A 7,270-nucleotide genomic window follows, 5' to 3' on the forward strand; every position below is an offset into this window, starting at 1 on the left:
AAAGATGGCAAATCCAAGTTTTTATTTTACGTTGTTTAAGAAATTTCAAGTATTAAATCACGTCCCGAGCGGCACGGTCCACGCTGCCGCCGCACCATCCGGTGGATTTGGTTTGAACGATCCAGGAGCAGCGAACTCCGTTTTCGGACAATCGAACCGCGGAAGTCTGCTTGGCGCCAGCACCACACCTGCTGATAGCCCGCTTTGGGCCGTGTTGAATTCGCGTGCAGCAGGGAACGCAGGCTTCGCGCCGGTTAACGTTGGTGGCGTCAACTGGCCCACAATGCCTCCAGGTACTCCTCTCGCGTGGCAAGAGTTTCAAATCAATGCGCCTGCTCCGAAATTGGTGGATACATTCGCGAGCTGGATAACGGCCGGAAAAATCAGAGATATCCCGAATGGCGTAATCGGTTCGATGCCGGCCGGTTTTGCGGGACCGGATGCCGGAGTCGTATTGTTCGTATGCAGCATGCCCGGTGATCAAGGAGTCAGGCCCGGCGTGCCAAGTAATTACTGGGCAACTTCACTTATTTTCTTAGTGGATCCTGCCACAGGTAATACCGTGAATCCACCCACTCTCAATGCTGGTAGTGAATATTATGTCGCTGCCATTATTGGAAATCGTGGCAACACAAATGCAGGCCGGTTTATCAATCATCCACCCGCGTTGCAAGCAGCGGCAAGCGTTATGGTTTGGAACACTCTGGTTAGTCCGGGAGTGCAGCTTCCCTCTTTATCGAATCTTGATCTGAATGATACCAACGGGATCTACGAACAGTATTTCTTGAGGTCAGGTCGGTATGACGTCGTGGGTTTCCGGATGAATGTCCAAACGACCTTTAATGGGATTGTTGCTGCGCTTAACGATGCGGTTTCGAATGGTTTGAATTTGGGTGGGCTCACTCCAGAACAATGGGTCCATGGTCAGTCCGCGCATCTCTGTGTAAAAGTAGTGGTGCGTGAACAGGGAACCAGCTTTCCCAATTTCGGTGATACACCGGATCAGGATAGACGCCTTGCACAGAAAAACCTGGCGCCGTTCGAGATCAACTTAACATCGACTGATCCAACGCCGAACATTATCTGGAAGAACTTCATAGTGGGTCAACCTCTCTTTTTCAGACTCCCCGATGCGGGGCGCAACACTCTCATTCTGGAAACGAAATTGCAACGCGAGGCATTCCAATTGTATTTTGCGATTCCTAAAGAAAACTTTGAACGCTTTTTCCGAAAAGGTGAAAGCAAATTGAAAGGTTTTAAGCAAGTGCCTTACACACAACTGGCTGAAGGAAAGCTGGGAGAACGGGCAAGGCCTTTTCCGGAAGAAGCTGTGATTTTGCAATCCAATAAGGGCGAAAACGGGTTAGAGATTCCGCCTTTAGACGATGGACAGTTTCTGGCTATGTCGCTCGGCATCGAATATAACGCCAAGAAATTAAAGCCCGGACCGATCGGTGAAATTACAGTTGTCCATAAAACACTGATTCCGAAACTCATTCCGGGAACAAGATGTTTCGAAATTGAGCAGATGGTCGCAGGCGGATTCACATTTATCGTGACCGCTACAGATCATCGTTTGGGCCCAAAAGGAGAGAAGTATAAGATTCCTGACTTTTAGAACGTGCGACTATGTTTTACCAAAAGGGATGAATGGATCAAAGGAGGCGTACCATGTTCAACCGATTATCCTCTGCTTTTAGATACTTGCTGTACAGATTTTTGTTTTTTTCCGGCTTTCTGCTTTTTGTTTTTACAGCAAATGGATGTCCCAAGAAAGTACCGCCTGTGTTGCAAGGTAAAGGCGGTCAAACTCATGGGTTCGTGTATGCTCTGGTGGAAACGCAAGCCAAGGTGAGGCAAATCTTCTTGCCCGGCATATCGGTTTACCTTAAGAACACCGTAAGTTCTGCCCTGACATCGAAGGTCGTCACGGACTTAAATGGTCGCTTTGTTTTATCTCACCAACCTGCGGGGCGTTACCAGCTATGTTGGGAAGGGGACGGGTTTGTCCCGGATTGCAACCCGACTACATTCGATATTGTCAACACAAATGTTTACCCCTTGCCGGTAAGAATTGTTCCTGAAGGTGGTTTCATTTCAGGACGCGTCACCCTGGCTGATGGAACTCCTTGTCGTTCCATTGATCCATTTTTTGGCGTAAATATCGCCACCACCGTTTCACTCCTTGATAGCGCGAATACAGAGGTTACCGCTCCGGTTCTGGCCAACATCTTTGGTGATTATTTGATTACCAGAGTTCCTGGTGGCTCATTTCGGATTCACGCAAACTGCGAAGCCTCTACTGCTGAAAAAACCATATCAACGGGACAGAGTAATATTGTAGATCTGACATTCCGGAATTTTAGTCCCGGCGTTTCCACTGTCGTTGCCACTCTGGCGGGACAGGGAGTTCGACTGGTTCCCGCTGGAACCACCGTGCGTGTTACTGCAACCGCTCAGGATAGAAATGGTGACCAGCTTCATTATAAATGGGGCACTGACGTTCCCGGCTTTACTTCTCAAGATTCTCCTACCGTGGACTGGAAGCTTCCGAACGGTAGGGGATTGCACACGCTTTACGTTCAGGTCTCCGATGGCAAGGGAGGATATCGTACTCGCAAAGTTTCTCTCTCCACCGATAAGGGAATCGTTTTCTCAGGAACCGTGCAAGGAAGCGATGGACCACTCATTGACGGCGCCAGCATAAGCGTTGGTGGGCAGACCACAAAAACAAATGCGGATGGTTATTTCGTAGTAGTACTTCCACAGGAAAGCTCGCGCTATGTTTTGAACATTGAAAAACAAGGATATGCCAGCTTGTCCAAAGTCTTCTACGAAAAAGCAATCGGTGGAAGATATCTCATGAACAAAGCTTTCCAATCATCGATAGATCCACGGCAACCAATCGATGTTCGAGAGAAACCGGTGAGAAGGGAGTTTGGATCTCGAGTCAGGATTCCTGCCAATTCGATTGTTGATTCCAACGGCAATCCTGCAACCTCACCGTTAGAGTTGTATTTGCACACGTTTGATCTTCGAGATCCTCAAAATCCGTTTCCCGGGGATTACACCGGCCAAGACTCTTCGAATAGATTGTCACTATGGTTAGTTTTGGCGCTGTAGATATCAATCTGATGGATGCCAACGGTAAACATTATGGATTGGCATCCGGCAAAAAAGCAATTGTCAGTATCCCGGTGGACTCCGGGCAAATGGCAGCTACTCCAGGTCCTCCACAAACTATTCCGCTCTGGTGGTACGACTCTAAAACAGGAGTGTGGGTGGAGGAAGGGAAGGCTAAGCTCACAGGTAATTTCTACGAAGGAGAAGTTACACATTTCTCCACGCTAAATGTCGATGTTGCCTTTACCGATGCTGCATGTATGAGGCTTATCATCGATGAGAATCGGCTCACGTTGCCTGTAAACCTTCGTGTCACCGTTCCTACTGGCAATGGCCTGGACAAAGTCAAAACTGTAACCCTGAATGATACGCTCAGCGCAATCACACGTCTTCCTGCGAATACACCCATTAAGTTAAATGTTTTGGATTCATCGCAGAACGTCATCGCCTTAGGCGAGCAAACAGTCAATTCGGGCGCAGGGATTCCTGGAACGGCTGACCCCTCACCCCCCTATCCTTACTCTGTCTGTAACTCTGAAGCGACGCTGACAATGGGCGTACCGCAGAATCCACCGTTTGCTCCACCTGCCGGCGAATTCCATTTTATGGTGCGTGAAGGAATTGACGACGCAACCAGTGCCGCCGCTTACTATAACGCTATTGATCCAACAAACGGGAAGACCACTTTCAGTTCCTGGAAGGGAGCGAACTCACTCGCAAATGATCCGGATGCGAATAATAACGGCAACAACTTTGATGACGATTCTGCTACTGGCGAGTTTAGTGCAGCTTATGAGAATGCAGCCGATCTAGGATTCGGCAGGGCAATGCATGCGAAAAAAGTCGGCAGCGATTTGGCGTTTTACGTCTGCAACTATCCAACAGTGGATGAAGCAAGACTCGATATCAATTTGATCGCTTGCGTTACGATGGAATACTCTGCCGCGCCTTTAAGTACCCGGTTTACAAAATTTTATGTTTTCAATAACGCAGGAACCCGGGTTGCATCTGCAGATCTCGACAACCGGGGACAAAAGTTCGTTCCGGGCCTTTGTTTGACGTGCCACGCCGGGTCCTATAACAACGGGGAATTTGTTCAGCAAAGTGGAAACGTCCCTAGTCATTTGCGGTACAAAACGGGTGAGAGTCCTGATCAAGGCTCGCAGTTCCTCCCATTTGATCTTGATAATTTTGGATATTCAGGCGTGGTTGGATTCAGAAGGCAGGATCAGCAGAACAAATTTAGAGATCTGAACTTACGCGTGAAGGATACGAATGCCCTGGCTTCCATTACCGACGTAATTGACGGATGGTATCCGGGCGGCGCGGGAAATCAGATAACCAGTTTTGTGCCTCCTGGATGGACAACTCCTGCCTCCCACGCTGACGCGTACAGCCGGGTAGTGAAACCCGCATGCCGGACATGCCACATTGCGCAGGATGGGAGCATCAACTGGACGCAATACACCGATTTCGACAACTTTTCTAGTTTCATTAAAACTCTTATCTGCCAGCAACGTGTGATGCCCCACGCGATTGTGACATTCAACAGGTTTTGGCTGAGTCAAAACCCCAATCAGCCAGCGACTTTGGGCGCGACGGGTTTGAGTGGATGGGCGGCAACCGACCCGTGCCCCTGCGGTGGAACAGGAGAGCCACCCTGCTGAGGGTCCAATAAAACTGAAGCTCTGAACGGAATCATTTAACTATTCGGTTAAGTATTCCGTCTTTAGGAAATCGATTGCTGTGCCCGCGTCACTGCCTCAAGAGTTCAACTCCAAAACTGCCGGAAATCGAAGGAGAGTTGATGATGATGCTTGTGGCGAACGATTTCGTTGCACCCGATGCTTCCGCCCCTCGCTCACTCATGCCGGTTATTTTTTGGGTTCAATCCTTTCAATCAGAATTTCAGCAGCAAGACCGTTTTGGTTGGGTTCTTTTAGAAGCAATGTGCGGCTCTCGGAATTGCTTTTTAGATAGGCGTTGAGAAAATGTAAAGTGTAGAAGCAAACGGCTTCATACCTCTGTTTGATGTCTAAGGAGGAAGGAGCACCCCCGGGAATAACACCGGAAACCATTCCCAGGCTTGTAAAATACAAATGTCGCATTTTCTCGATCTTCATAAGATATCTTTCCGAATGAACGAGCGACCGCAAGAGATCAAAATCAGGTACCATGAACTGCTCAACATCTTCGTAGAAATGAAGAATTGGCACCGTAACTTTCTGCGCATCAAACAAAGGCGACCTCTCGATCAACCCTTTACCTTGTTTGTTTCCAATGCCGCCATCCAGGCTGACAAGCGCTTTCACGTCCGGGGTTTGGATTACCAATAGAAGCGCCGATCGTGCGCCAAAACTGTGCGCCACCACCCCGACTTTGCCGGGGTCTATGTTTAATTGCTTTCCCAGAGCCTGCAGGATGAATTTTAGATCCATTACTTGTTCCTGAGCGCTCGGAAGAATATCATTTTCCGACGTCATCGGTCCGGAAATCCTTGTCTGGGACGGACAAGTTGCCACAACATAACCATTATTCGCGAGAAATTCAGCCAGAATTGCCTGGTGATGAGCGGATTGAAAATTACCTTGTGCGATCAGAATTAAGGGATAACGACCGGGAAATGATTTCGCATCCGGTGTAGCTCCCATCTCCGATTGCATCCACTGTTCGAATGCGCTTTCTGGAATTCCCATTGAAGCGATTTGTTTTTGGTAATCATCAAGTGACGTATTTGCCTCATCATCAGTAAGTGCGTTTCCTTTTTCTATAACGCTTAAGAGAAAATAGTCTTTATATCGTAACCTGGCGCAATTGTTATTCCCTTGTGCCGGATACCAAAGGCTTACTTGTATCGGTCTATTCCCTCTGTCCGCATCTGCAAATTGAAAGATTTTGAACCCGATAGTAGTGAATCCGCCATGAGGCAGATTTCCCCACAGAGTGGGATCCTTGGCCTGGATGCTTGATGAAAGCACCAGAAGCGCCAGTAAATTCAAGAGTCGTTTTGTTGTCACTTCGGAGTTTCCAGACATGCATAGAATCCACCAGATGCATAAACACCCCCACGGGCGCGAACAACAATCTGATTCTCTCCCTTCCTGATTGGAATGGGAATGCGTTGTCCGGCATGTTCGGGCTTCTTCCTGAAATCGAACCATGCATTTTCATCACGGGGAATAAACCATTGAAAACGCCCGTTTACCCAGACCGCAAGGTCATCCACAGTACTGATGTGCAAGAATAGCTCTTCATCCTTACCGTGTTCAAATCGTGTGCGGAAGTAAGCGACAGTTCGCGGACCCTGATAATCGGTGACCATTGCCGTTATCACTGCGCCACGTTCATCTGTAGCGAAGGATCGCCATGAATTGCCTTTTGCATCGGTATTACGGGGGACGTCATCCTTATTCCTTTCCAATGGACCGAGTACCTCCCATCTGGTCAACAATGATTCTGTTTCGTATGAAATAGCCGGCCGGCTAGGCCCTTTGTAGGTGAACGTCTTGATGGAATCGACGACTATATTGTCGACCCAAACTTCTCCACCTACCGATCTCGGCTGCAATCCGAAATGACCGGAGGTCTTCAAACTCCTTAGCGGATACGTTAACTGAGGAGTTGACATGTCCCCAACATAGAAATGACATTCGTTCTTTATTACCTCAACCTTAAAGTGTTGCCATTCTCCGATTCGTATGGCAGCAGTGCCACTCAGGTTTACGTGAAACTCCGGATAGAGAGTTCGGCCAACATTGAAGTCCCAGTGAGGATTTGCCTGCAGATAACTGCCGTCCCCCTTGATATAAATATTCCCAAAATCAGTTCGACCTCCAACCGTCCGAAAATTGTAGATAATGCCAAGATAGTTTGATTCATCTTTCGGAAACAAAACGTCTCCTTGCATTCGTATGCCCTTCCAACGATCAGACCCTCGCACCAGCGCGTATACATCTCCATTAGGAATGAGTACCAACACTTTATCGTGAGAGGGATCATTTGAGGAGCGAATGACAACATCTGGAGTGCTGAATATCTCCCATCCGTCCAGGTTGCCTTCAAAATTGTCGGTGAACAACATCTCGGTATCGGCCTTCGTGATAGGTGTGAGCATCAGCAGTATCGCCAGAAGACCGATGATAAAACG

5 protein-coding genes are annotated in these 7,270 nt (G+C 48.3%); 3 read left to right on the forward strand and 2 right to left on the reverse strand.

What is annotated here, in order from left to right; translation table 11 throughout:
* Positions 1 to 4 precede the first annotated feature (4 nt).
* The 3 genes from L0156_02570 to L0156_02580 are packed head-to-tail and all read left to right on the forward strand — an operon-like array spanning position 5 to position 4,790.
* Positions 5 to 1,618, forward strand: a complete 1,614-nt coding sequence (locus tag L0156_02570; GenBank protein MCI0601873.1) for a hypothetical protein — start codon at positions 5 to 7, stop codon at positions 1,616 to 1,618.
* 53 nt (positions 1,619 to 1,671) lie between these two features.
* Positions 1,672 to 3,123 (forward strand): hypothetical protein, encoded by a 1,452-nt coding sequence (locus L0156_02575; protein MCI0601874.1) that lies wholly within the window; start codon positions 1,672 to 1,674, stop codon positions 3,121 to 3,123.
* Positions 3,102 to 4,790, forward strand: coding sequence for a hypothetical protein (locus tag L0156_02580; GenBank protein MCI0601875.1), 1,689 nt, complete (start codon positions 3,102 to 3,104; stop codon positions 4,788 to 4,790). Before L0156_02575 ends, L0156_02580 begins: the two co-directional genes overlap by 22 nt.
* A 207-nt stretch (positions 4,791 to 4,997) precedes the next feature.
* Here L0156_02580 and L0156_02585 read toward each other — a convergent pair whose 3' ends face one another.
* Together L0156_02585 and L0156_02590 are read right to left on the reverse strand one after the other, a co-directional pair.
* Complete coding sequence (locus L0156_02585; GenBank protein MCI0601876.1) at positions 4,998 to 6,158, reverse strand: hypothetical protein; 1,161 nt, start codon at positions 6,156 to 6,158, stop codon at positions 4,998 to 5,000.
* A partial coding sequence (locus L0156_02590; GenBank protein ID MCI0601877.1) for a hypothetical protein occupies positions 6,137 to 7,270 on the reverse strand: 1,134 nt, incomplete at its 5' end. The genes L0156_02585 and L0156_02590, both read right to left, overlap by 22 nt.

Source organism: bacterium, from assembly GCA_022616075.1.
Lineage (GTDB): Bacteria > Acidobacteriota > HRBIN11 > JAKEFK01 > JAKEFK01 > JAKEFK01.